Source organism: Paenibacillus sp. V4I7, assembly GCF_030817275.1.
In the GTDB taxonomy this organism is placed as follows: Bacteria; Bacillota; Bacilli; order Paenibacillales; family NBRC-103111; genus Paenibacillus_E.
This window is the reverse complement of record NZ_JAUSZD010000001.1, coordinates 178,144-203,266: the sequence shown is the minus strand read 5'-3', so window position 1 is coordinate 203,266 and position 25,123 is coordinate 178,144. Positions and strand designations below refer to the sequence as shown.

21 protein-coding genes are annotated in these 25,123 nt (G+C 43.6%); 18 read left to right on the top strand and 3 right to left on the bottom strand.

From position 1 onward, the window contains the following. Positions 1-210 precede the first annotated feature (210 nt). On the top strand, positions 211-366 hold the full coding sequence (locus tag QFZ80_RS00945) for a hypothetical protein (RefSeq protein ID WP_307544825.1): 156 nt from the start codon (positions 211-213) through the stop codon (positions 364-366). 628 nt (positions 367-994) lie between these two features. Further along, positions 995-1,354: a helix-turn-helix domain-containing protein gene (locus QFZ80_RS00940; protein WP_307544915.1), complete on the top strand. Its 360-nt coding sequence runs from the start codon at positions 995-997 to the stop codon at positions 1,352-1,354. A 259-nt stretch (positions 1,355-1,613) separates the two neighbouring features. Here the strand turns inward: QFZ80_RS00940 and QFZ80_RS00935 are convergent, their stop codons facing one another. Then, the gene (locus QFZ80_RS00935) at positions 1,614-3,188 is read right to left on the bottom strand and encodes a hypothetical protein (RefSeq protein WP_307544827.1); all 1,575 of its coding nucleotides are present in this window, start codon (positions 3,186-3,188) and stop codon (positions 1,614-1,616) included. Positions 3,189-3,581: 393 nt separating this feature from the next. Beyond that, positions 3,582-4,460 (bottom strand): stalk domain-containing protein, encoded by an 879-nt coding sequence (locus QFZ80_RS00930; RefSeq protein ID WP_307544829.1) that lies wholly within the window; start codon positions 4,458-4,460, stop codon positions 3,582-3,584. 104 nt (positions 4,461-4,564) lie between these two features. On the opposite strand from QFZ80_RS00930, the gene QFZ80_RS00925 reads away from it, so the two are divergent. Continuing rightward, positions 4,565-4,714 (top strand): hypothetical protein, encoded by a 150-nt coding sequence (locus QFZ80_RS00925; protein ID WP_307544831.1) that lies wholly within the window; start codon positions 4,565-4,567, stop codon positions 4,712-4,714. A 70-nt stretch (positions 4,715-4,784) separates the two neighbouring features. On the opposite strand, the gene QFZ80_RS00920 is transcribed toward QFZ80_RS00925, so the two are convergent. Beyond that, positions 4,785-5,234, bottom strand: coding sequence for an RDD family protein (locus tag QFZ80_RS00920; protein WP_307544833.1), 450 nt, complete (start codon positions 5,232-5,234; stop codon positions 4,785-4,787). Between the two features lie 1,851 nt (positions 5,235-7,085). On the opposite strand from QFZ80_RS00920, the gene QFZ80_RS00915 reads away from it, so the two are divergent. The 15 genes from QFZ80_RS00915 to QFZ80_RS00845 all read left to right on the top strand — a co-directional run bounded on the left by QFZ80_RS00915 (position 7,086) and on the right by QFZ80_RS00845 (position 25,071). Continuing rightward, positions 7,086-9,791, top strand: coding sequence for a DUF6603 domain-containing protein (locus QFZ80_RS00915; RefSeq protein ID WP_307544834.1), 2,706 nt, complete (start codon positions 7,086-7,088; stop codon positions 9,789-9,791). Continuing rightward, positions 9,788-11,926, top strand: a complete 2,139-nt coding sequence (locus tag QFZ80_RS00910; RefSeq protein WP_307544836.1) for an NADPH-dependent FMN reductase family protein — start codon at positions 9,788-9,790, stop codon at positions 11,924-11,926. Before QFZ80_RS00915 ends, QFZ80_RS00910 begins: the two co-directional genes overlap by 4 nt. A 35-nt stretch (positions 11,927-11,961) precedes the next feature. Then, positions 11,962-15,174 carry a hypothetical protein gene (locus QFZ80_RS00905; protein WP_307544838.1) on the top strand — a complete coding sequence of 1,071 codons (3,213 nt, stop codon included), beginning with the start codon at positions 11,962-11,964 and terminating at the stop codon, positions 15,172-15,174. 1,010 nt (positions 15,175-16,184) lie between these two features. After that, positions 16,185-16,745, top strand: coding sequence for a hypothetical protein (locus QFZ80_RS00900; RefSeq protein ID WP_307544840.1), 561 nt, complete (start codon positions 16,185-16,187; stop codon positions 16,743-16,745). A gap of 12 nt (positions 16,746-16,757) precedes the next feature. Then, entirely contained in the window at positions 16,758-16,970 is a 213-nt protein-coding gene (locus QFZ80_RS00895; RefSeq protein WP_307544842.1) for a hypothetical protein, read from the top strand. A 12-nt stretch (positions 16,971-16,982) separates the two neighbouring features. Further along, positions 16,983-17,489 (top strand): hypothetical protein, encoded by a 507-nt coding sequence (locus QFZ80_RS00890; protein ID WP_307544845.1) that lies wholly within the window; start codon positions 16,983-16,985, stop codon positions 17,487-17,489. Positions 17,490-17,506: 17 nt separating this feature from the next. Further along, entirely contained in the window at positions 17,507-19,024 is a 1,518-nt protein-coding gene (locus QFZ80_RS00885; RefSeq protein ID WP_373459986.1) for an AAA family ATPase, read from the top strand. Next, complete coding sequence (locus tag QFZ80_RS00880; protein WP_307544847.1) at positions 19,011-19,424, top strand: PadR family transcriptional regulator; 414 nt, start codon at positions 19,011-19,013, stop codon at positions 19,422-19,424. The genes QFZ80_RS00885 and QFZ80_RS00880 overlap by 14 nt, the downstream gene beginning before the upstream one ends. 36 nt (positions 19,425-19,460) lie before the next feature. Then, positions 19,461-19,676 carry a hypothetical protein gene (locus QFZ80_RS00875; RefSeq protein WP_307544849.1) on the top strand — a complete coding sequence of 72 codons (216 nt, stop codon included), beginning with the start codon at positions 19,461-19,463 and terminating at the stop codon, positions 19,674-19,676. A gap of 71 nt (positions 19,677-19,747) precedes the next feature. After that, the gene (locus tag QFZ80_RS00870) at positions 19,748-20,257 is read left to right on the top strand and encodes a hypothetical protein (protein WP_307544851.1); all 510 of its coding nucleotides are present in this window, start codon (positions 19,748-19,750) and stop codon (positions 20,255-20,257) included. Positions 20,258-20,632: 375 nt separating this feature from the next. Beyond that, positions 20,633-21,463 carry a hypothetical protein gene (locus QFZ80_RS00865; RefSeq protein WP_307544853.1) on the top strand — a complete coding sequence of 277 codons (831 nt, stop codon included), beginning with the start codon at positions 20,633-20,635 and terminating at the stop codon, positions 21,461-21,463. Between the two features lie 329 nt (positions 21,464-21,792). Further along, positions 21,793-22,461, top strand: a complete 669-nt coding sequence (locus QFZ80_RS00860) for a Sak single strand annealing protein (protein WP_307544855.1) — start codon at positions 21,793-21,795, stop codon at positions 22,459-22,461. 57 nt (positions 22,462-22,518) lie between these two features. Further along, positions 22,519-23,226, top strand: coding sequence for a single-stranded DNA-binding protein (locus tag QFZ80_RS00855; protein WP_307544857.1), 708 nt, complete (start codon positions 22,519-22,521; stop codon positions 23,224-23,226). An 88-nt stretch (positions 23,227-23,314) separates the two neighbouring features. Continuing rightward, complete coding sequence (locus QFZ80_RS00850) at positions 23,315-24,247, top strand: hypothetical protein (protein ID WP_307544859.1); 933 nt, start codon at positions 23,315-23,317, stop codon at positions 24,245-24,247. Further along, entirely contained in the window at positions 24,244-25,071 is an 828-nt protein-coding gene (locus QFZ80_RS00845) for a hypothetical protein (protein WP_307544862.1), read from the top strand. The genes QFZ80_RS00850 and QFZ80_RS00845 overlap by 4 nt, the downstream gene beginning before the upstream one ends. The last annotated feature ends 52 nt before the right edge of the window (positions 25,072-25,123 follow it).

The window sequence follows — 25,123 nt, the reverse complement described above, 5'->3', positions numbered from 1 at the left end:
TTCTTTTAAATAATTTTATTTTAAACCCGCCTGTATAATTGGCGGGTTTTTCTGGATTTTAGCACTTTGTTTTTGAACATCTATATTATCAGTCAACAGCTATTTATATTTATCCTTAGTGGATACTGACTTTTTTAACAATAGTAGGATATAATATTTTCAGAGATAAGATAAAAGGGGAAATGGGAAGGTGATCGGATGGAGGCTTGTATGGGTCGCAAACCAATTGATCCAGATGAAAAACTCATGACCATTTCGATCAATTTGAAACAAAAGGTAATTAAAGCAATAGAGCGCGATGGAACAGCCAAGAACGTGATAGAAAATCTAGTAAACAAAAAATATAATCCAGATGACAAAAACTAGAATTCACCTTCCTTATTGACAGATCCCCTTATTTTTTTTAAGATAAAGGGGAACATAAATTCTAATCAAAAAATAAAATGAGTCCTGATCCCAAAAACGAGGGGGTCAAGGACTTTTTGTGGTTTTATCCTTGTAAAAAGAGTGGAAAGCACGTAGAATAAAGATAGTTTTTCTTGGTGATTTAGTTACACCGTTTCCACTTTATGTGGCAAGTCTACCTCCCTATGGGCTGGCATTTATGACGACGGATGTTTTTCTTTTTAAGAATCGTCCATCGGAAAGTTATGATGTTTTACCTATGCGCAAGGAAAGATTATCTTTAACATTATGTCCAAAGTAGCTCTTGTTACACCTATTTACAAAGAAGGTTTTTAACACTTATGTACAAAGAAACTCTTGTTACTCCTATTTACAAGAAGTTTTAACACTTATGCACAAAGAAGCTTTGCTCTTATTCACAATTGTGGTTAATTCTTTTTGAATTAATCTCATATTCCGCAAGTGGCCATCTGTCAGTGTTAATTCACCGATAGATGGTCTTTTTCATTTTCAGAGATGATAGAAGCCGGAAAATCTAAAGGAACGGTGTAAGAATTTTAATCAATCACGGAAGTATAATACACAAGCTATTAAGAGTATAAGAATTTCTCAGGACATGACGCTAGTTGATTTGTCAGAAAGGACAGGAATTAGTGAAAGTTACTTATCTAAACTTGAACGTGATTTAGTCACTTTTCCACGTAATTCAACAATCTCCAGAATTGCGAATGCTTTAAATGTTCCGGAAGAGGATTTAATCGTTGGTCCCCAGTATAGTCACGATGATTTGATGCGAATGGTCATTGAACAGCATATCTCTGAATTTATCGATGAAAATCGGGAAGTGATAGCTAAGGCAGTAGCAGAGGTTTTGATAAATGATAAGCAGGTTATAAAGTTGAATAAATTATTGAAGACGATTTTAAAAACTGCAAGTGAAACAATTTGATTTTTATAGAGGTCAATTAGCGCAGCGTTAGTCTAGGACATTATTTCTCGTCCGAGGCTGCCGCTGTCTCTTTTTTGGAGTAAGTCACTTCTTATTAAAGTAAGGCCCGCTTCTGTTAAAGAGCGGACCTCACTAACGGGACGAGACAACTGCATCTGCTGTAGAATAGTAGATAAGTTCTAGTCGTGAACGAAAGAGAAGAACTTGTCCTGTCTATCGATGGGCGACAAAGACTTGACCCTTTTATTCAACAGAGAGATCATTCCAACGTCCATTTAGATTTATTTTTAGTAAACGTCCCTAGCACTTTGAAATTGTGATCGACTATAACGATCCTATCCAAGTTAATCACTCTGGCCTCGATCGACCTCGGATTGCTATTCAACGACTGCAGCAGCTCTTTTAGCACGTCTTCAACCGTGGTTCTGGGGGCAACTCCCTTTGTCATGGCGATCGTGCCGCCAATCTTATAGTTTTTATGCTGATCTTTGTCTTCTCTTAACACCTTCTCGGCAATGTGCCTGACGCCAGCGTGCAAATCTTCCGACGAGCGAACAGGCTGCTCCACATGTGTAACTTCGTGCTTGGCCACGGTTTCCTGCATAGACATCACTAGACCGGGATATTTTTTTTCGCGGGTCGCTTTATAGTCGAAGCTTTTCCCGGATGATTGCTTGTCGTTGTCCAAATGATAGACACGGTCCATTTCTTGATTTGTGTTTATTTCCCTTTGGACATCCAGCAACTCGTAAAGCATGTCTTTTACCATACTTTCGTCATTAGCGCGCTGAATCATGTCTGAGTACCAGGTTTTAAAACCGGCGATCATGGGGGAAGTGCTTGCCCATTGCAGCAATTCCATAATGTTGCTTGCTCTATCGGGAAAAAGGTTGTTGACGATTGGCTCGATCTGTTGAAATGCGTAACCCGTTTGATTCGTGACGTTCGTTGGATTGCTTTGCGGATATGTACTTTGCGGATACATGCCGTAGACCGGTTGCTCATGGACGTAGTGGGAGCCGTGTCCAGAATGTTGCTGATTATAAGAGTCGTATCCAGATTGCGTTTGCCCGTAATATCCGCTGTATAGGTAGCCTGTTTGCTGCAGTTGAGAAGCGAATGGGTCGTATCCAGATTGCGTTTGCCCGTAATATGCGCTGTATGGGTAACCTGTTTGCGGTTGTTGAGAAGCGTATGGGTCGAATCCGAATTGCGATTGTCCGTAATTTCCATTGTTTGGGTTGCCTGAATGCGGTTGTTGAGAAACGTCTGTGCTTGGGTAAGTGTTTTGCGGGTACGAGTCATTTTGCCTCGGGAATTGTTGCTCATGGTTGGAGGATTCTAAGGAAGGTGTGTTCACTTTTGTTTGCGTATGCGGAGCCTGCAACGCGACTTCTGTCGCCTGCTTATTGCTTGACTCTTCTATATCCATACCGATATCTTCGTCTTTGTCCTCCTCCTTAGATACCCCCTTTATCTCGGAGAACGCTTGGCTGAAAGCATTGTCGATATCTTGTATCGCTCCGGCAACGGAGTTATGCCGCTTCTGCAATATGCTGAGCGTGCGATCAACGATGTTCTTAGAGCACCCGAGAGCCATGGCATAATTATTTACAGTATACTCCAATTCGTCCATTTGATCTTCGTTTAGCTGTCTTTGGATCGTTTCATGACTCGTATTCGTGAGATGCTGCTGGATCATCCTTTGTACCATTCGGTTTCCGATAGAACGATGAGCGGATTGCAACGCATTTACAGACGGCGGACGTCCCCGACGGACGTCGTCTTGCTTCCCCGAATCGGCTTTGCTTTCAGTTTGGCGTATTAATACCATACTTCCCCCCAAATGGACGGCTGTTATATCCGCTATCATTTCCATTATTTCCCTTAATTATAGCAGGGATGCCCTAAAGCGTCATTACCTTTGCAAACGCTAAAAGAATGCTGTATAAACACTTCCGATAGAACTACGAATACCATAACAGAGATGCTAAGGGTAGTCGATTTTTCGGCACCACGGCAAAAAGAGTGACTTTCTTTCCACATTAAATGGAAAAGGGTGTCATTCTTTTTTTGCCTGTACGTACTCCCGTGTTGTTTGTTTGTTGTAATAGCTGCTTTTATTGAGCAAACATCCCTGAAAGAAAAAGGCTAGTCGACATCCGTGATATACAGATTTACGACTAGCCAATTCATATGTTAACTTTTTAAATGAAGTTGAGGTTGCCTAGCTAACATAAACTTGCTCAAGAAGGAAGTTGTTACTATCGTAATGATCCGCAGAGAACTCAAACTCCACATATACAGTACTGAAAGCCGACCAGCCTTTCGGAAGGAAGCTGTACTTGAATGATTGACCGAACTCTGTTTTAGTACTCACATGATCAAGTTTAATGTCGGCAGAAGTTACCGACTTCAATGCCTTTGCATATGCAGCGACTTGATCCGCTTCATTAGCCGCAATCGCACCCTTTACCTTATTGCTGAACTCATCTTTGTAATACTGACGCCCTAAAGAAATTGGGGAATGGTCTCGCTTATCCGCCGTGAATGCATCAACATAGGCATCATATTTAGCTGTGCTGCCTGTTTCCAGAGCCTCACCGAATATTTTAATGATAACAACCGCTTGCTCTTGCATTTTCTGTGTTGTAGCATCTTTATCCCCAAGAACCATTACCCCATTGCCCGATGGGACTTCTACAGGAGTTTGAGCTTGTGGCGGCGTTTGAGCAGGTTTTGAAGGTACCGGCGCGGAACCCTGACCGTCTTTGTAAGGTATGCCTTCGTTGGACTTGCCGTTAGGTGTTGTCAATCGAATGGTTTGGCTGTCGCCGTCCCAAGTAACCGAACCGCCGAGTTTCTCAGTCACCGCTTTTGCAGGAACATAAGAAGAACCATCATAAATGATCGGAGTCAATTGGTTGCCTTCACTGTCTTTCGGCGTCCAAGACTTACCGTCAACCGTGAATTTAATATCGTGGTTTAAATACGCTTGAATCTTTTCCAGACCACTTGAAGCAAATACCCCTACGGAGCCGAAAATCAAGCTTGCGGCTGCGATGGTTGAAACAAATACAGACTTTTTCATTTGAATCGTTTTCATAAAGTAATAACCTCCTGATGGATATGTATACATTGCGAAACGGCAATGAACCGCCGCAAGAGCTACCAGTATAAAAATAATTGCGTTTATGTGGTGATTCCAAAATGAACAATACCGTTGTGCGATCGGATAGAATATCCGGCACGGAACAAATTTTCTCTAAGCTCTCCCACTCAGTTAAAATTTCTGGATTGATTGGCATTGTTACGCATGGCATTAGTGTGTCGTTCAATGAGCTTCTTGCTCGTGATTGAATGAACTCGTCCAAACTATAAAGTGCCAGATCATTCTGGGACTTTAGAGAGGGGACGAACCCTCGTCTGATTATTGTGGTAGACCTATTTGATGCTTCATGTTTTTCTTTACCACTAGGCACCCAGACATAATGTCATGCAGTCCTTGTTTACGTTCAGTGAAGGCTACCATTATGTATCCTATGCAAAGTATGGAAGAGATTATTTTACTGAAATATCTTCCTACAACTTTTCCCATTGGTACAGGAGTGCCATCTAATTTAACGACTTGTATCCCGACAGCTAGTTTACCTAGAGTAGCGCCATACTTGGTTTCCATTCCAATCAAGTACACCATACTAGCCACTAGCATAACTAGATTAACAATTATTGGAATATACGCAGCATAATCTGACCAAGCGCCGATTAGACTAGCTGCAAAACCTATTATTACTGTTACTACAAATACTAGAACAGCGTCTATTACATAAGCACCTGTTCTCAACCAAAATCCAGCATATACTTCTTTGTTGTTATTCATATGAAACCCCCTATAGTTATTATGATAGCTTAGATAATTCCCAACATTATTGCAAACCAAAATTGTTAAGTTTTATGTAAACTTAAGACGTGGGTTGTTGAGCACAACCCGCCGATTAAATCCACATATTATTAAAAGTTTTTACTTTCAGATTCGCTTATCGGAACTAATGACTCGGCATGGCTATTATTCTGGATCTATGTCACTTTGCTGATGTTTAAAGTCATAGGTCCAAAGTCTTATTAACATTTTCTTCTGCAATACTTACGCTATTACCTGCTGACAATTTCTAAAATTTTCTTTATCTGGTGTTCGACAGTGTTCGACATTAAAATATGGATAACCATAATCTATTCATTGCTTACGTACTTCTGTTCCAAAATAAAGCTTCAAGCAGGCAAATATCAGCTATTCCTTAACCAGATAATACAACGGTAAGATTTGAAGGAACGTCATCAAGCAGTATCGTAACCTCTAAGCTACCACTAAACTAATTGCTACAGAAAGGAAGAAAGCCCGCAAATCGCAATTTGTATCTAAGGCTTTATTTTCTGTAGACAATTATCAAGCAACAAACTATCCGGGGCAGGGGGGGAAATATTATCTTCCCCATAACACTGAATGGTTTTTTAAGATACCACGTTTGCCAATCTTGCATTTTGCTCTTTAAAGGCGAATCGGCATTTCCATCCATCTTCCAAGACGTTTCATCTACAATCTTCCACGCTGCCATAAGAGAACCTGTTAGATAAAGGTGAACCGGGAATAGCAGAAGCATACTAAGAACAATTATTTGCAGTTTACGCATAGCTTCACCTCTGATAATAGAATCTCTTTTCTCCGTTGATCTTATTGGAGATAAATGGATATCCGTAGATATTCATTTATGTCCATGATTTAAAAATATGAATACAGATTAACGAATTTTCGAAATAGATCTCGTAGTTTTGAATAGCTTTTTTATTGTCGGGCGACAAAAACATAGCCGATTCAAACCTGCGAAAATCGCGGGTTTTTATTTTTTTTCGGACAAGTTCTTGTCGTTTTCGAACGAAAAGAACTTAACCCCTTTGTTGGGAAGCGACAAGAACTTGACCCGATTGTTGGGGGAGGGGAAAACAAACTGGTAATCCGGCGAATAATAAACGAAGCGGAGATTGAACTAACGAGGCATTATGCATAGTGGGTATCTTTTCCAAACGATTTGGGATGTTACCTCCATGACCGATGTGGAGGTGCCTTTTCAGTGAAGCTTTTTCGTCTTCTACTTGTAGTTGGGGTAATTGTTTTCTCATCTTCTCAAACAGTTGGTGTTTGGCGGCATTTGTTGGGACAGTCGTCACTGCATTCCTTGACGGTAAAACCGATGCTTCTGAGGATGAAGAATAGATGTAGTTTTTAAGGATTTTCAGTGGTAGCATATTGAGACTTTAGGCATTAGTTAAGTTTAAGCAAGAATTTTGACCATTTGTAAATATGGGAACAAATGCTCCGCGACATTTTCCTGTCCTGAGGAGTTTTGATAAATTAGTACTGTCTCTATAAAAACCCAACATCTTTTAGCTAGATAATCATTATTTTGTAACCTTTTCGGCAATAACCTCCAAACAAATGATTGGAGGTTATTGCATTTTTTGCTTCAATAAATCACTATTTTGTAACCTTTAATAGTGAAACACCGCCGTCAGTTAAATGACGGTGGTTTCTTTTTCCTGCATCGTAATATCCATTGTGACAATTTAGGTCATCCTTTAAATTAAATCTTTCATTTTTGTGAATATTTGGGAATAAATATTCAAACAATTAGAAAGAACATATAACGAAATTCAGAACTAAAAATCGAGGTGAAACATGGAACCGTTTATACCGATACTCGTCCAAAATATCAAACTAAAAGACTTGCTTAGCGAATTAGGAATTCGAATCCCAGTTGGTTTCCCAATTCTAGAACCGTATGACTTGGAATTAAGGGATGTAAGTATGCCCAACCCCTCTAACCCTCCTCCATATGTCGTAACAGGCAATCTTCAGGACTATCCGCAACTGCGGTTTGGATTGATCAAACCGGACCAAGAAGAAGAACATTTTGCTTTTGCAGTCAATTTTAGAAGAAGTATGAATTTATCGCAAATGAAGCTGTTCGGCAAATCCATCCCTGCATTGCAAAGCATAGGAGTGCATTTGGAAGGGATGGCGTATGTTCATCTTGGTTTGACAACCGTTCTGAAATCAACTGTGGACAGTTGGAATACCCTTCTTCGCGAGAACATATTCCCGGCACGTGTATTGCAGCCTGGACTTCGGATATACGGAAGAACGGAGCTATTCGGACAAACGAAACCATGGGATATCTTGTTATATGATCCTAATCGAGTCGAATCGGGTTTAGCACCAGATGAAACAGAAATCCATTACCGGACGGACATATGGTTTCCGGTCCAACAAACATTGGGGCCGCTTACAATCCGTAGAATTGGGATTGGAATGTCCGGCACGGATTTTCGCTTTGATACTAGAATTGATGGTCTTGTATCGTTGTTTGGCGTTGAATTGGAATTATTGGATTTACATGCATCTGTTCCGTTTATATCCGGGCCAGATGTTGCTACCCTTCTGCAGGGAATGGACTTAACCTATGACTTGGATCCGATGAAGATCAGCGGCGGTCTCCTGATGGAGTCAGAGAACAAGTTTGGGGGATCGGCTTCGATCGAAACATTGAAGCGCAGCATTGATGCAATCGGGCAGTATGAACAAATAGATGGTGAAGATTCATTATTCGTATATGCAAGTTTGGATCAACACCTCGGCGGCCCACCTTACATGTACGTCACAGGGATCAGTTTAGGATTTGGGATCAATCGAAGATTCAAGGAACCGACAGTAGAGGAAGTAAATGTTGTACCGCTCATGGACCGCGACGATCAAATGAATCGGGTCTTAACGAAGCTTAAGCAATGGATCGTCGCGGAGACCGGTTCTAACTGGCTCGCGGTAGGTTTAGATTTTAATACATTTGAGTTAATCGAATCCAAAATGCTTCTAATCGGCCAAATGAGCAAGGAATTAGAGTTGATCCTCCTTGGAAAGTCTACGCTGGATTTGCCGAAAAAGTCTGGGCATGACAACAAGTTCGTACATGTAGAAGCACTATTGAAAGGGGTATGGAAGCCCTCCCAGGGTTTCGCGGGCATATCTTCAACTCTGACAGAAGATTCGTTTCTGTTCAGCAAGAACTGCAAACTTGGCGGCGATTTCGCCGCTTGGTTCTGGTACGGGGAAAACTTCAATGGCGATTTTGCCATTTCACTCGGAGGATATCATCCGAAGTTCCAAGTTCCCAGCCATTATCCACGATTGGATCGGTTGTCTCTGAACTGGGATATAGGCGGGTTCGTGTTGAAAGGCAGCTCGTATTTTGCGATTACTCCAGCATGCACGATGGGCGGGGGCAGTTTCGAGCTGGCATACGACAAGAACAACGTTTATCTCGGATTTATAGCTTATGCGGATTTTCTGCTGGAATGGAAGCCTTTCTATGTAGATGCCGCTGTAGGAGTTACCGTCCGCGGTCAAGTAAAAACCAAAGTCAAAGGTGTCTTAAAATGGTTCGAGCGTTTTCTCAAAATCGAATTTGGCACTACATTTGAACTATGGGGTCCTCCTACAGGAGGAAAAGTGCTGCTGGATTGCTTCGCTTGCACAATACCCATATCTTTTGGGGAACGAAAGAAGCAGCAGCATCAGCTTCTGGATGAGAAAAGCGAAACTGAATTTATGAAGATGCTGCCGGATCCTGATCACCCTTTACGAATACATGCGTCCAGCGGACTCATTGGCAAAATGCCAACGACATCTATCGATGATCCTGATACATGGAAAATTGGTGCCGATCAGTTTTCCTTTGCTATTGAGTCGGAATTTCCATTTAAGTATTGCAAAGTACTTGACCTAAACGGTAACCAAGAGGAATGGAACGTGTTGCTTGATGAAGATGAAAGCGAGTATCGCGGATTAAGTATCCGTCTATTGGGTGAAAAAATTACTTATGCTGCTCTTTCATTGTCATTGAGGCACAATGAGATGGGGGCGGTCAAACTTGATGCAGAGCTCGTGCGTAAAGGAATTCCAAAAGCAATGTGGTGGATAGAGCCTACCTTGTTCAGACCCAGCGCCCCGCATGAAGAGACGATTCCGGAGTGCGTGGGTATTGACGCCTCACCGGTGAAACCAACGTCAACTTATCGTGGAGATATTGAGTTCGACTCCAAGTACAAGCGCGAGAGAGTTGAGTTAATGGATGTCCCCCCAACCGAAGGCTCCAAAATACAAGGTAATTCTCAAACTAGTCCAAATGCCCGTAATATTATTATGAATACAATTAATGAGGCTGGTGTCTTGCGAGAGCGAGACAATCTCATCCGTTATTTGACGGAAGCAGGATTATACAGCGGGGACAACGATTCGATGTTTCAACTAAGCCAGAATGCAGACTGGTTGTATATTGAACCGCCGCTCATATGGGAAGCGGTTCCGATCGGTGGAGGGACCATATGAAACGTAAACATGCAATCGATGCAAGCACCGTTTCGATTCACGACAGCATGTCTCCATCGTTAAAAGGCGGAGATTATACCATTCACGTGAATCAAGAAGTAATGTGGGATGGACGCATGGAGGATGGACACGAGGAACCCAAAATAATGGAGGCTGTACAAAAATTTACTGTCGATGCACCTCGATTCGTCCTTGACCCGAAACACTTAGGCGCTCAACATCCGCTTCAGGAAGGTCAATTCGAGGACACCATTCCTCATCTCATCTTAACAAATCAATCATTGCCGTGGTCACGCTGGATCGAGGGAGATGCTGAGCTTCCTTGGATGGCGTTGCTTCTATTGAGGGAGGATGAGTGGGTCGGTAACGGAAAACCTGTAACCATGACCGTAGCAGACTGCTTCCATGCGCATCCGACGACAGTAGAGGTTCCTTGTAATATTCCTCCTGAAGCTACGAGAGGGAATTTATCCAAATGCCGATCCATCGATATTCCGACGGATATTCTACGTAAAGTATTATTAAAGGAAAACGAAGCGGCTTGGCTCGCTAATGTTAGAGCATCCGTACCGTACCCGGAACAAAGCGCTTCCATTATTCTGAGCAATCGTATTCCGAAGGTAAAGGATGGACTTCAACAACGTTTCCACGTCTATTTCGTCTCACTTGAAGGACATGAGGAGCGTCTAAAGGGGACATTTCCGGATAAACCATTAGTTAGATTCATAGTGCTCGATGATTGGTCGTTTACATGCTCCCCATCAGGTGAGAAAAGCTTCAGAGCCATCGTCAAGAACCTGTGGCAAGATATGAGATCGAACGGACCCTGGCTAAGACACAAGAGCCCTGAAATTTCGAACCCGCCGGCCGTTGTGGAGCAGCGCATTTCCGACGGTTTCTCTCCTTTGTCATACCATACGATTTCCGGGGAATCAACGATGGCATGGATCAGGGGAGCCGGGATGCCTGTTGCCGAAGCGAAACCAAGAAACGTCCCGAACATTTGGAATGCATTCCAGCTACTGCAGTACGATCAGAAATACGGTGTTTTCGATGCCTCCTGGGCCGTCGCATATCAATTCGGAAAGGCAGCTGCCCTTGCAAACCGGAAGTTCGCTGAACAGTTGTGCATACTTCGACGTCAATACGCGGCTCGATTTATGAATGAGAAACTGGCCTCGTATTCGCTGGCAGCGAATCCTGATGACATATGGACGAAACTGGAACAAGCGCTTGGTTCGCCTTGGGCTAATCGTGTACATGAGGCGATGTCGGAGAATACGGAGTTTCCGATAAAATATAATCGGAAATGGCGTAAGGTAAGAAAACAGAAGAAGAAAGATCCATTCGGACAGATTCGCGAAGTGATAAGCGATCCATTTCGTCTCGCATCACATTTTCTTCCCAGTATAGGAACACAAGAAGAAATTGAAGTGGTTCAATTTTTGGATTTACTTCAAGACATGAATCAAATATCCTTTCCATACTTGGTGCCCCAAATACAAATGCTTGCTGCCGAGCAAATGCGACTGTTCAGGCTGGACAGCAGCTGGATGGAAAGTATGGTAGACGGAGCACTTAGCATCGGTGTTCATTCGGATTGGGATCAAGCCATGAATGCCGGAATCCGCAGATTACTCAAGGATCATGATGACGGACGTATTGGCTTGATCATTCGTTCATCGCTTCTGTCCGACTATCCGGGTGTAAGGATTCAAGGAGTAGTGAATGGAGCTGCGGTGAACCATAAAAAAGTGGAGATTCAAGACCAAATAGCCGTTTACCTTTTTGATGAAGAACCAACAAGCATTACAATCGCAGAGCACCACGAGAAGCAGCGTTTCGGATATGACGTCCTACCAGACAAGTCTTTCTCCATCGATCTTAGAAGCACTGAAAACTTCAGCGCCAATCTTGGCTGTGAACTCGGTGATAATTATATATTCCATGATACGGACTCAGATTTAGACCCAGATTCGGATTGGCGGAATAAGGAACTAGGGGTTTTAAACATAGAACAACTCCAGCGGCATCTACACTCCCAAATTGGTCGAGCCAATGAATGGTGGGGTTCTTCCACGTTTGCATTACAATTGCTTGACGCACCTGACTACGCTCAATTGACAATGCAATGAATTAAAGTGAATGAAAAAAGGAGTTTGTTGTACAAATGGCACTTAAGAATATTTGTCTTGTACCTATGGCAGTAGAGGCACTGCCGGTAAATGTAGCTGCACAGCAGCAAACCTTCAGACGTTTTACAATGGACTATGAGAAATTATCGCCAGAACCAGATCCATTCATTACAACTGAAATAAGTCCGAACGATTTGGGGATGTACCTGCATTGGACATTGCCCAAAGCATTTCGCACTGGCGTTGAATCAGACGGAGATTACGAATTTCGAACCGTACCAAACCGCTGGCTTGTCGTTCGGAAGATCCTTGGATCTGACAACCCTGGAACCAGTTATTGGATCGTTGAGAGCAATGCAATTCATCGTTTTGAAGACGCAGGGAGTCCTTGGTCCGAACACGCGCGAATAGGACTCACTATCCCCTCTACGGAATGGGGCGATGGCCGCTGGGGGGTTAACTACCTTAATGAATTAACTATAATGGGACCGGGAGATCACACCTTTGCTATATTCCAACCGAACTGTAAAGATGTATTCTCTATGGTGGACCCGCTGGACAGGATAAACGAAGCAGAAATCAATTATTTAATTATAGGGTGGTATGCCAATTCGGATCAAGATCCATTGAACGAAATCCGAACAGTAAACGAACTGAAAAACAGATTAAGTGAATTAGACTGGGAGGTGGGAGACAATCCGCCTTTGACGAATCAGACCTTTGTCTACGGACAAGTGAAGGGAATTGCCTGGAACAGGAACAATACATCCTCTTCGAATCCACTGCAGATCCCGCATTTGGTTTCGATTGGTTTGACTTCAGCTGATGCTTTGAATGAGCTTTTGGGAGCATTCACTGAAGATGATGATATATTGGCACCTTCAAATCTGTTGGAATCCCACATGTACAATCTACTGCGTTCTTTCGAAGATCCGGATGGAGCAGACTCTTTGGATGATCATATTCATCAAACCGGATTCGAAGGCATACCGGGTGGATGGATTTGGAGTTGGAGTTATAGAGAAAATGAAAATGGTACTGGAAACGGTATGAATGTTTTGCCTGACCCGTCACGCGACAGTGCTGACCGCGCGGTGTCTGAATTGAACAAAGCAAAAATGAAACTGGACCAAAAAGGAAGATACGTCAGGAACATGAGGCAAGAAGTGTATGATGTCTGGTGGAAATGGGATGGAGATATAAGCCATGATGGTGAATTGCTTTCTTACGGAGCTCGGTTAAGGGGGGAGTTAGATACCTATCCTGGACAGTCTAGAACGGTTTGGGGGATGTATCAGCAATTTCACTCCCAGTACCCGGACAAACAATTGATACCCGTCAACCTTTCTCGGTTTTGGCGGCCACAAGATCCTGCTGTCCTAATTACCGGAATTAAGCAGACCTTGCCTACTCGAGAAGCCGCCCTGCCTCCATGTAGAATCGCACAATACAGGAGGGAAAATCGGTTTCCTAGAGAATACAGGGGATTGCCTCACGGTTTATATGAAGCGGTGCAAGATTTGCTCGACATGGGTGAGACGGTTCCATGGAGTGAGCCTTGGGAGCCTATTTTTTTGGAGTGGGAAATCAAGTGGTTTCCTATGCCGTTCGACGCCAGTCATTGGAAATTCAACGGGGAAGATTATACATGCATAGCAAAACCGATGTCAGGCCATTCACAGAAAATACGGGGAAGAATATGTCTAGGTGCACAGGCTGTTGGTTACCTCAAGGATCGGATCAATCAGTTCAAAAAAGACTTGGCCCTATCGACCAATCATGCCATCTCGTTTGAAGATCGTTTAAGTAAATGGAAAGTGCTGTCACAACCATTGGAAGGGTTAATTGAGCAGTTCATACTCAGAGATTTGAAGGCTCATCCACTATCAGCAAGACTGGAAGAAATTCTGGGCGAAGAAGCAATTAGAATGAAGCCGGCAGATTACGCGTTTTCTGGTCAAGCACCTGACTTTCAACCCGTGATTGCAGGGCATTTAAAGATAGAGAAGTTGGATATCATCGACCGGTTCGGACAAGTGGAAACAGTCAATTTAGCAGCAAAAGAACCTTTAGTAGCCGAGTCGTTAATGACTGAGCCGGATCTAGTTGGCGTTGTAGAACTAAAGCCGAGACTCGCTCAAGCGATGCGCATGAATTTCAACTGGGTATCGGCACAGAATGACTTGATGGAAGTTCATATCGATGATCAAGTAAACCCGGTGTGCGGATGGATATTGCCAAATCACTTGGATCGCGGACTTCTGATATATTCTCCCGAGGGAAAAGTTCTCGGCGAGATCAGAATTTCAGGGAGCGGTCAAGAGATGTCGGCTAGGTGGGAACTAGCCCCTGATGTGTTTTATAGAGACCTCAATCATCTGAAAGATACTTATCGGGTATTAGGCGACTACCTGATCGGTATTACATCCGCGGGCGGCTCAGCTCTGCTTGCTTTTATGCAGACAATTGACGAGACCTTGTGGATGATCGACCCAAAAGGCCGATCATTCAGCCAGACGGTTGCAGTCTATTTAGGGAGACCTTTAGCGTTAGTTCGATCGAAGGTATTCTGGGAATTGGACACTCCTGACCTGCCGGTAATTGATCCCAAGAATGACTTTAACGCCGATAGGGATCGTCATCCGTATTATCGTTTGGAGCTGCCTATGGGGATTGGAAATGCCGAAATGACTGAAGACGGGGTGCTAGGTTATTACGAAGGGGAGGATTATTCCAAGTTCTATGCAGTACACGCCTATACTGGACCGGATCGCGAGTCAAGTCCTTATATTCAAGTGATCGGGCAGCCTGATCCGCAGGACAGCAATGTGGAATCTTATCTTCGGATAGGACTATATCAACAAAAGAAATACATCACGATGCTTTTAGACCCGTGTGCGAAAGCACATATATACTCAGGATTGCTTCCGGTCAAAAGACTAGAACTGCCTGACAAGTTCCGAAACGATAACAAGGGAAATTTGGAAGTACTGTTCCAAGGAGGGCCAATACTAACGAATATCATAACGGAAGATCGCTTGGAAAAAATTTATTATCCAAAGCCCAATGATACGCTTGGAGAGTGGAATTGGGTTGAAAGATTCGTGACTTCAACTGGAGATTGGAAAACGAGGTCATTCCCAATTAAACCAATTGATGCAAAAGAATTCCCGGTAGATAAACCTGTGAGTATACGTGAAGGTTGGCTGCAGTTAAAGGTAAGTCACAACGACAACGATAATAACTAACTATATGATGGATGAGGAAACATATTCAGCAGAAAAGCAGCTTAGCGGTTGTTTTCTGCTGTTCGTTTTTTTAAAAACGCATGAAATCCAATTTTATGATTTCATTACTAGGGACATGGATGGAATACATTCTGGGTAGCCACTAAGCTGGTGGATCTGCGCACAATCGGACAAGGTTCTTGTCGTCCGACATTTATCAAGTTAGTTTATGGATAGTTGATTTTGATCAAGTCAAATTATTAAAGATGAGTGTCTTATTACAACCCCTTGCTACGCTTAGCTTCTACGTCCTTACCTTCGACACCATCCCTTATCCTGCCACCCGCTTCCAGACTCCTTCCGTCGATAATTCCGCCACCCTTGATACCGTTTTTTATGTTTTGTCTCTTCCGACTTCTCCTTATATCCTTTCTTTCCGCTCATCTAGATACGATGGACCTAACCGGGTATATCTCACGTATCTGGATACGAAAGTCAGGCAGGGCGGCAGGGCGGCGGCGCGAGTCGGAAAATCGTTTTAAAAGAAAAAAGCAAGGGAAATGAAAAATGCACTAATAAGGAGGATAGAACAAAGCAGCATCGATTAAAAGTGAATAGAACGTGGGAGGAGTTAAATGTAGGTTATCTGGAATAGGATATGGGGAGGAAAGAGGGGACGGGATCAAGCAGGTAGGGAGGAAAAAGGAGATTGAATAAAAGCATGAGCAGGGGAGAGACCCGAACGGCCGAGCAGGCGAACGGACGCGGGAAGAAGACACAAAGAAAACCCTTGCTACACATGGCGTTGTAATAAGACACTCATATGCAAGTATAGACAAAGCGATTCCTTTTTAGTAGAATGGAACAAAGGTTCCCGTAGGTATTATTTGGTCGTTAAATGAATGGGGGCTGTTCCAGTCGCCGTAATATCTCTAGCGTTGTGTGGCAGACATTGCTTTTTACACCTCAGTGCCACACCCTAGGCTACCTCAATTATGGCTACCTGAAAATAATAGGAAGGATGACCTATCTTGATGAACGAAGAAGTCTTAATACAATTTATCCGCTCGGTCCTTGAAGGGAAAGCATCTGAAATATTCCCGATTGTTAAGGAGGCCTTCGGCGTTCGTGCTGCAGCTGAAGCAGTGTCTATGGTCCTTCCCGATGAGCAGACCTACCGCTACCTCTCCGAAGCTCTTGGTGATGATGCCGAAGTGGAGTGGGTACTATTATCTTTCTGGGATGAAGATCGCTTCTCCAAAGTACGAAGCGGGTCGCCAGAGTTCTTTCTCTATATTTCTCTTGTGTCCTATCTCCCTGGCGAAGAGCAGGCTCACCAGTACCGAATTGGAACTTCTGTGCGATTGTCGCAAGGAAAACCGATTGTATGGTTTCATCACATCTTATCTCATGAACGAATGAAAGATCCTGCAGATTGCGTCACATGGGACAAGTTGAGCTCAGAAGAACATGCACTCTGGTCGCTTCTCGTCTCAAAGATATTATCCCTTTCAGAATCCTGGTACATAGACGCGGTTAAAACATCAAACGAAGCACTCCTTGTCCCATATGATTTGAGTACTTACGAATAGGAGGACATCCGTATGCCTGATTTTCCCTCTGCTTACGCAAAAGGCAAACAACTTCAAACAGATGCTGACTTTCAAAATGCAATCTGGTTCCGTTTATGGACTGATATTCATAGACATGGGGAACTCATCGAATATGGTGGCTTTATTGAAAAATTTGATGCTGATGCAGTTTGGATCAATGGCGGTTATTTCCTCCGGAAGAATTGGCAACTAGTCGTACGGTAAAAGGAGCTGCTTATGATTTCGATTCGCTTTTGGCCAACCATAATTAGTTTTGCTTGCACGTCACTCCTTTTAGGAGCTGCGCATCTAACATATCAACACTTTACCTACGAAGTGCCAATCGAACGCAGCCTGAGCCAGCTGGCAGGCATTGAGTCGTATACTTACAAAGTAGGAAATCAATCAATAGTCATTCGAGCCAAGTTCAGCCCAGCGGCAAGCATGAAGGATATCTACGCAAAGATCAATAAGGATTTAAATTCGGTCGTCCGTGGGCGTACACTTTATGTATTGCCAACAAACGAGCCCGACGATGCACTAAATGCATACTGGACTTCGGCAAGTTTGCCGGTTACACAGGCAATTGATAGCAATAATTACTCGGATATCCCAAAACTTCTACAAAGCATCCATCAGGATGGGAGTATTCACACTGGAACCGAAGTAGACGAAAGATTTATTTATATTACATTGTCCAACTCAAGCAACGCGAAATTCATTCAGTTTGTTCGGAATCCGTAATACATTGGGGTGCTCAGATGATCAAAAAAAATTGGAAAGAACTTATGGTCGGCGCCTTTGGTTCTTTGTTACTATATCTTATCGTTGTGGTCGAAGTAGATCCGCTGGCCATGATAATGGTACTGACATCTATCTTCATTGCCTCCGTGCTTTATAATGTATTCCATGGGCGCGGAATGATCGGCGCAGCAGGGGTCGCCAAGATGCCTGAGCTATTATCATTTGATGAAATCGGCGGACAAGAAATAGCAAAACGGGAGCTGATGGAGGCTCTCGATTTTCTCGTTCATGGGGACGATCTGAGTCGTTACGGCATTCGCCCGTTAAAAGGGATTTTGTTAGCCGGTCCGCCTGGCACAGGGAAAACACTTCTTGCAAAAGCAGCTGCGCATTACACTGATTCAGTATTTTTATATGCAGCTGGAAGTGACTTTGTTGAAATGTATGTTGGGGTTGGCGCGCGCCGCGTCCGGGGCCTTTTTAAAGAAGCCCGTCAGTTAACTATTAAGCAGAAAAAAAAGAACGCGATCATCTTTATCGACGAAATCGATGTTCTTGGCGGGAAACGTGATTCAACAACTCATGCAAAAGAAGCAGATCAGACATTGAATCAGCTGCTAACCGAGATGGATGGGCTCTTCAGCCAAGATCTTCCTCGCATTTTCATGATAGCCGCAACGAACCGAAAGGATATGCTTGATGATGCATTATTGCGACCAGGACGTTTTGATCGGCAAATTCAAATTGATTTACCCGATAAGCAAGGTCGGTTGCAAATTCTTGGTATCCATGCGCTCAATAAACCCCTCTCGGTGGATGTAATACTTGATTTGATTGCGGACCAAACGTTTGGTTTTTCCGGCGCTCAACTCGAGAGTCTCATGAATGAAGCCGCGGTCTATGCTTTCCGTGAACAGAAAGAACTAATTGAGCAGTGCCACTTAACCCAAGCCATCGATAAGGTCTTGCTCGGGGAAACGAGCGATCGGAGAACCAACGAAGAAGAACGTCGACGCATTGCTATTCATGAACTCGGTCACGCAATCGCTGCAGAGACTTTTCGTCCCGGATCCGTTAATCAGGTTTCTCTTTCCCCTCGAGGAATGACCATGGGTTACGTTCGCCAAAATCCGAAGGAAAATACTAACGTATATAGTAAGTCAGACTTGGAAGAACAGATTAAGATATCTCTTGCCGGGGCTGCAGCGGAAGAAATATTCTATGGAGAACGAAGCACAGGTTCACGTCAGGACTTTGATCATGCTCTGCAGATTGTAGAAACCATGATTAGATCTGGACTAACTCGTCTTGGAATTGTCAAAATGGAGATGCTTACTCATGAAGCTGCCATGACGGAATGCCAAAACATCCTTAATGATCTGATGGAGCAAACCCGCTCCTGTTTGGACGAAAGACGGAATTGTGTTGAATCGTTATTGCCTATCCTTCTGCAGGAGGAAATCTTAACTAGCAGTGCCCTACAACATGCAATCAGTGAATCCAAGAAAGGAACGTGTACAAATGGTGTTGCATAGAAAACGACCATTCGAATCTGTAAATAAGACGAACAAAGTCAGTCGTATTTTGAAAGTTCAGGAGTTCATTGACTTTTTCGTACTCGCGGAAATTTCCCAACAGCCCAGGTACGTTCGTGAGCTCGATGAGTTGATGGTTAAGAAACTACAAGGAGTCGGTGTCAACGTTTCGTATATGTCAAAGCGATTAGACTTTATGGAGCAAGAAGGATATATAACACGCTATTGGGACAACGAAGATAAGCGCCATAACCATTATTGCAAGATAACCGATACCGGTACTGAATATTTTAAAAAGTTACTACAAAGCGTTCCTGATAAAGTCAATGAGGCGCTTACATTTTATAAATCATTACACAACTACATCGATAAATACGGCAAAATTAACTTTATTAAATAAACAGTGTTAATAGAATCACCCAAGGGGATGGAAGAAGTGGATTCGGCAAGAATCAAAATAAAAGAAAACGTTCGTCACCGAGTAAAAGTAATCAAGTTGAATGATAAAGAAGGTAAGCTAGTAGACGCCAAGCATTCCGCTGGCTGCGGTCAGTTAAAAGTGTTGACCGAATACCACACTGATGCAAAGGGAGTTGGCGGAAGAAAGGCTTACTGCAAGTATTGTAGAGTTCAAACGAAGAAAATGGATTAGAGTATCTGCAGGTGCGCGTCTATTTTATCGGTGCGTTAGCGCTCCAAGATACGGAGAAGGAGGACGTCCACATGTGGAACTGGCAGGATATGTGGCCAAAGCTAAAGGCGAAGTTTGAACGTCCGCCTGCGGCTCAACGTGAAAATAGCAATAAACTATTCATCCCGGTAGAGTGGTATGAAAATCGGGCCAATACTATTGCCGGCGAACATTATAAAAAAGAGATTCGTGAGTACCAGGTAACTGATACCTTTGCTAAAGTCGTCATTCGTATCTATTTCGGGGATACGTTTCGTGATGGGTACGGTTTTTGTGCTATTGATAACCTCGGTGCTGCCAATGCCGTGGATCGGGCCTTTGCAGAGGCAGCCCGGAATGGGTTTGATTCCTACGAAATGGGTTGGGAAGACCTCGGTATCTACGAGAAAAAAGGGATCCGTGGCAAAGCAGAAGTGGTTCTGTGTAAGAAATGCAACTTGCCTATGGAATCGGAAGATTTGGAAGCAATGAAAAGATTTCCCCGATTAATTGTACCTTATCACGTACCTTCATGCGCGCCAGCACATTTGCTTAAGGAATAAATACAGCGAACAAACGAAGTAGTACGTACTGGTGATCCAATAACTTAGCATCCACGCAGCCGTAGTACTTCAAGTAGGAATAGTGGAGAATCCTACGCCGGGTTGCGCGTTAGTGAGTTGTTCGCTTAAATATCTCAGACTTCAAAATAGGATCCCCATTAAGCATACTTGGCAAAGGTGAGAAGTGGCGGTATACATGCATGTGTCTCAAGTCCCTATAGAGGCGTGAGCAAAAACGGCGCGTTGTCTACGACGAATATTTTGAACCAGGATACGCAAAAACACGTTTTGTGGGGAGAAAAGAATCTAAGCTGCTGTCTCAAATGGGAGACGGCAGCTCTAACCTGTCTCAGACACAACTTATAGGAGGGACGTATGAATATATTCAATCACTATAAGCAGAAAGAGAATCACTACAGCAATATACTGATGACTTTACTCTCACTCGACAATTCACGATTGCTCAAACAGTTTTCTCAGAAGTTTCTTCCGCAGGCTGATAAATTGAATTTTGGGGAGCCACAATACGTCCTTTTCTCAGAGAGTGCAGGGGTTACACCGAGGGATTTTGAGTACCTGCTCGCGATAGCACCTTTTCCCAGAAAAAAGAATGAGCTGAGGAACAATTCCGACTCTATTCCGGATGCTTGGGTTGTGGGGGAGAACGTAACTATTCTCTTTGAATTCAAAGTGACCGGCACAATTGACGAGGCACAATTTTCAGCTCATCGACGAAAGCTTTCAACAAGTTGCCAAGAAATCGAGGTCTCATGGAAGGAGATCGCTCGGTTCTTGGAAGAGGCAGAGGTAGACTCAACGTTAGCTTTTTTGATCGAACAATTTGCGGCGATCATTATGGACCTTAAGTCTCCGCGCCCCTCTAGCGGCATGCCAAAGTATAGAACAAGCGGGCGGAAGGCTAGACATGATGAGCCTTACTTTGTCATCACAAAGAACGCTAACATAGAAAAAAACTACCAGATTCATATAGTACTTCCCGGTAAGCAGCAAGAGAGCTTGTCTGAAGACCAAACAGGTATTATGGATGCACGTAGATGGATAGTACGCTATATTAAGCAGGCAGATGATCCTTCCGTCTATTTGACTTTGGATAACGAATTTATCGACAAATGCATCAAGCCAGAACGGATCGATCCATCGTGGAACCGCTGGGAATTTGGAAAGTTAGTGGCAAGAGAGAAGTAAATATAATACTTAAATCATCGATCATGGGAATATTTAAGAGGTTGTTTCATGTAGAATACATCGTGTTTCAAATCATATAATTGGTTGTCTTTCCCAATCTTATATGCTATCATTTACACATGATTATCTAAGCACCTTTTGTTCAAGTCTTAGCGCCCTACGGGTTGCTCTTATGTCAAGACATTTCTTTGTCTTGGAAAGGAGGAAAACGTAGGGCTTTTTTGCGTTCTCGATAGGTGAAGCCAAGGGAATTCAGTGACCAAGTGTCTCTGCTTTTTCTTGGCTTTTTCTATATATTTGACTGCAATATGCAGAAAGGAGGAAGTAACTTGGATTCTGTATTCAAGCATCTTTCAACCGTGGATGTAGGTGCCTTTATCGAGCAGAAGCATGACTCATTGAACTATGTTCCTTGGGTTCATGCCTACTCAGAACTTAGGCGACAATACCCAGACTCCACTTATGAGGTCGTCCGTTTTCCAGATGAGCGCGGTAACTTCGTTTTGCCATACCTGAGAACTGAGGTCGGATACTTCGTTGAAATGGCCGTCACAGTGAAAGGGGATAGGCGTTCCAGTTTGTTACCGGTCATGGATGAATTCGGAGGTACACTTTTTGAGCCAACAGCGATGGACATCAACACTTCGATTCAACGCTGCTTAGTGAAGGCGATAGCCCTTCATGGTCTCGGTCTTTATGTGTACGCGGGTGAAGAGTCTCCCATGATGTTTCCTGACGGTAATCATGGAGAGACCAAAGGCGATCCGGAAGAATTTCCGATCCCAATATTTAAGGATCTACGTGCTGAACAGGGTTCCAAAGGTGCTTATTACCTTATGGATATCCAGATTGGTGAGGAGATCATCGAAGTGGCCGTTGTGGGCGAACTGATGGAGCTTATGGATGAGATCGGGCTGAACCAGGGTGACCCTTGTGAAGTTTTTTACGAGGAGAGAGCTGGGAAATTTGTAGCCACGAACATCCGCAAGGCATCGTAATTATGATCCGTAAGGCCTCACCTTTAAGGGAGGCAGGATAAGGAAGAGGTAATTTATATGTTTAAACGTAATGCTGTAGAGCTTGTAGGAAACCTAGTCGATAATCCGGATTTCAAGGATATGGGTGATTTCAAAGTTGCGAATTTCATTCTCGCAGTTGATCGCACCGTGGATCTCAATGATGGGAATACGGCTGATTTCATCCCAATCGTTTGTAAAAATGACCTTGCTGTTTCTGCAGACACGTATCTGCGCAAAGGTAGGAGAATTTTTGTTGACGGACGTATACAGGTTCGCACATACAACGATGATCAAGGAAATCGTCGCTGGGTAACTGAAATCGTGGCAAAGAACATTCAATACCTAGATGCTCCTCCGGAGGGTGTAGCAAACGGCAGCGCTCAAGGCAGCCGAAACAACTACAACCAAGGTGGAAATCAAAGTAATAGTAATGGAAGCGGCCAACGAAACAGCAGCAACCGTGGCAACTACAGTAACGGTGGAGGCAACCGTTCCACTCAAGGACAAGGTAGCGGAAATCGAACTTACGGTAATCGTGGTGGCCAAAGTAGCGGAACCGGCGGTAACGGTAATGGAAATCGAGGTGGAAGCAGTAGCGGTGGTAACAATAACGCGCGTTACGGCAACAATAATTCCGGCAATTATGGCAACCAAGGCGGTACGCGCAGCTATAGTGGCGCGGGTGCCGGCGGTGGAGGCAGAGGTAATTCCAATGGCAATGGCAGCATGCCTTGGGAACAATAAGCATGTAAGCGAAAAGGGTGCGGTATCTCCGCCCCTTTTCTTTTTTGCTCTTATATGACAAAAGGAGGTAGCCGACAGGCGCCATAATATGAAAACAGTATCCCTTTTCCTAATGAAACCAGAATTTATTCAACGGTACGGCGGACGATCATTTGTCTCTCTTCGCGTCGAGTTATCCGAATCATCCTTATACCAGCTGTATGAGCTGGCATGGACAGGATCAACGGTTGTTCTTGGATTGGAGACAGCATCTACAACAGAAGTGCTTCTTGATGGTTTGTATCACTCGTTCAGTCATACCTTTTCTGAGCAGTATCAGGGCCGACCCGCTTCTGTTGAAGACATTATCGTTCTCGATGGCGGGGAAGATCTACTATCTGGTAGGAGGTACTACATTGACTGTGAGCGATTCCAGCCTCTTGAATCATCTATTATCCGATATTTCCGATTGAAAACAGAACTTGCTCATCTTGCTGAAGACCTCAGCGTGGTTGCTAAAAAGGCGACTCTCGAGCATTTCCCCTTTCTATTTGATTGCATTGGGGCTCGAAGCACAGCAGACCTATTTGGATTCGATGACATGACACCATCAACCCATTTATTAATAGCTCGATTAGTATATCAGCCTTCATTGTTGCACTTAAGATCTATGGCTGGTATTGCTATTGAACTCAATGGTGTCCGGAGATTCCTTTTCGATCGGAATGAGAATTGGCTGCGTTTGGAATTCGGTAGGTTGAAACAACCTCAGGTTTATTCCGAAGCGAAAGTTCTCGTACATGATTGGGTGCTGCCTGCTGCACTACGATTGGACGAGTTATCTTACTACACATTAAGGCGTAGTGAAGATACTCCTCACCTTCCATCTGCAATTGAGCCTTATGGAGAAGTAGTCTGGTCAAATTTCTACGGAACTTTGGTATCTGATAAGCAAATCGATCTTGGCACGCAGCGTTGCCTTATCTTAGATGATCCATCACGAGAACGCATTTCAACCTTACTCGGAGGTGTTTACCAATGAGTATTGAGAGGATCAAGCGGTTTATCGAAGAGGGTAACTACCAGGAGCTCAAGATCGCAGAGGCGCGTGTCGATCGTATTCAGGAAATTCTTAGGGAGAGTCAAATGGCGGACGGAAGTTCGCGTATGGAGTGGAAAGATGCCGGTGTCGTTGGAAAGATTATGAGGTACAACGTATACCAGACAAATCACATAGGCTTAAATGAACATTTACTCGACTTAGGCATACTGCCAGTCATCGCCGATGTGGATATAAAAGATTTGGATGAGGTTCAAATTAAGGCACTCAAACGATATCTAGTGCCAGGAGAGCCATACGTGCAATTCCACCCAAAGAAAGCTTCGCGCGTTGATGTATCTTTCGTCGAAAGCGAAGTATCTTGGCTCAGAGATGCCAGTTTTTCAGATCAGGCTAATGCTTGGAGAGCTGCTAAAGGTCGGTTACATGTTGCTGAAAACCTTTATCAGAACGCTCGTGCTGCAGCACTCAAATGCCCCAATCTACAAAAAGAGCGGAAATTACAATACGATTTCGGTTCGTTCTCATATTTGGAGAAAAAGGCTACTTGTGATCCGGAAGCTGTTTTATCTCTGTTTGGAGATGCTGTTTTAATCCAATGTGCGAGAGTTGATTCGGGAAGTCTTGAAGAATGCTGTGCACGAGGATATCTACATCGACCGGAAGTGAATCAATTCCGCAAAATTGTAGATGTTCAGCAGCGCTATGTTGTTATGGAAATCGAGAAGGAGAAGCAGAATCAGGATTTCCTGAATCGGCGACTAAAGAGATTATCCATTCTAAGTCAAAATCAATCTATGGCCTAATACACTATGCGTCCAGCCCCAGTCATAACAGATATCCTGGGCAACTGGCGAA

Coding starts and splice junctions, on each gene's coding strand:
- QFZ80_RS00945 (WP_307544825.1), top strand. CDS start 211: ATGGGTCGCAAACCAATTGATCCAGATGAAAAACTCATGACCATTTCG.
- QFZ80_RS00935 (WP_307544827.1), bottom strand. CDS start 3,188: ATGGTATTAATACGCCAAACTGAAAGCAAAGCCGATTCGGGGAAGCAA.
- QFZ80_RS00930 (WP_307544829.1), bottom strand. CDS start 4,460: ATGAAAACGATTCAAATGAAAAAGTCTGTATTTGTTTCAACCATCGCA.
- QFZ80_RS00925 (WP_307544831.1), top strand. CDS start 4,565: ATGAACAATACCGTTGTGCGATCGGATAGAATATCCGGCACGGAACAA.
- QFZ80_RS00920 (WP_307544833.1), bottom strand. CDS start 5,234: ATGAATAACAACAAAGAAGTATATGCTGGATTTTGGTTGAGAACAGGT.
- QFZ80_RS00915 (WP_307544834.1), top strand. CDS start 7,086: ATGGAACCGTTTATACCGATACTCGTCCAAAATATCAAACTAAAAGAC.
- QFZ80_RS00910 (WP_307544836.1), top strand. CDS start 9,788: ATGAAACGTAAACATGCAATCGATGCAAGCACCGTTTCGATTCACGAC.
- QFZ80_RS00905 (WP_307544838.1), top strand. CDS start 11,962: ATGGCACTTAAGAATATTTGTCTTGTACCTATGGCAGTAGAGGCACTG.
- QFZ80_RS00895 (WP_307544842.1), top strand. CDS start 16,758: ATGCCTGATTTTCCCTCTGCTTACGCAAAAGGCAAACAACTTCAAACA.
- QFZ80_RS00890 (WP_307544845.1), top strand. CDS start 16,983: ATGATTTCGATTCGCTTTTGGCCAACCATAATTAGTTTTGCTTGCACG.
- QFZ80_RS00885 (WP_373459986.1), top strand. CDS start 17,507: ATGATCAAAAAAAATTGGAAAGAACTTATGGTCGGCGCCTTTGGTTCT.
- QFZ80_RS00880 (WP_307544847.1), top strand. CDS start 19,011: ATGGTGTTGCATAGAAAACGACCATTCGAATCTGTAAATAAGACGAAC.
- QFZ80_RS00870 (WP_307544851.1), top strand. CDS start 19,748: ATGTGGAACTGGCAGGATATGTGGCCAAAGCTAAAGGCGAAGTTTGAA.
- QFZ80_RS00865 (WP_307544853.1), top strand. CDS start 20,633: ATGAATATATTCAATCACTATAAGCAGAAAGAGAATCACTACAGCAAT.
- QFZ80_RS00855 (WP_307544857.1), top strand. CDS start 22,519: ATGTTTAAACGTAATGCTGTAGAGCTTGTAGGAAACCTAGTCGATAAT.
- QFZ80_RS00850 (WP_307544859.1), top strand. CDS start 23,315: ATGAAAACAGTATCCCTTTTCCTAATGAAACCAGAATTTATTCAACGG.
- QFZ80_RS00845 (WP_307544862.1), top strand. CDS start 24,244: ATGAGTATTGAGAGGATCAAGCGGTTTATCGAAGAGGGTAACTACCAG.